The organism is Methylobacterium platani, assembly GCF_001653715.1.
GTDB classification, from domain to species: Bacteria; Pseudomonadota; Alphaproteobacteria; order Rhizobiales; family Beijerinckiaceae; genus Methylobacterium; species Methylobacterium platani.
In genome coordinates, this window is sequence record NZ_LWHQ01000085.1 from 1,207 (window position 1) to 1,648 (window position 442).

The following is a 442-nucleotide window of genomic DNA, read 5'->3' on the forward strand; positions in this document are numbered from 1 at the left end:
AGGCCGTCCGGTCCCGCCTCGCCCGGCTCCCACGCGACCAGCGGCTCGCGCGCCACCGCCATGCCCTGCGGGTGGACGGCCCAGGCCTCCGCCGTGCGCATCGCGGCGGCGCAGCCGCCCGCCGCCACCACGGCGGCCTCGAGGTCGTCGGCCCGCAGGCGCCGGACCGCGGCCGCCACGGCCGCCCGCTCCGGCACGGTGCCGAGCACGCCCAGGGCCGCCTCGCGATGGTGCGGCGCGTTGGTGTGGAGCCGGATCCAGCCGTCCGCCGCCTCGTAGTCGCCGGCGACCGGGTCCCAGAGCGGCGGCGGCGCCCAGCCCCGGGGGTCGAGGCTGCGCGAGAACCAGAGCGCGGCGAGGCGCCGATCGACGCTCACCTCCGGGCGGCGACCGAAGCGGGCCTCCATCAGCTCCGCCAGCGCCACACCGACCGCCGCGACCG

The 442-nt window shown here is 80.5% G+C and carries 1 pseudogene; it reads right to left on the reverse strand.

Going from position 1 to position 442, the window contains the following annotated elements:
- A pseudogene (locus A5481_RS35780) lies at positions 1 to 442 on the reverse strand (CoA transferase); the annotation flags it as partial.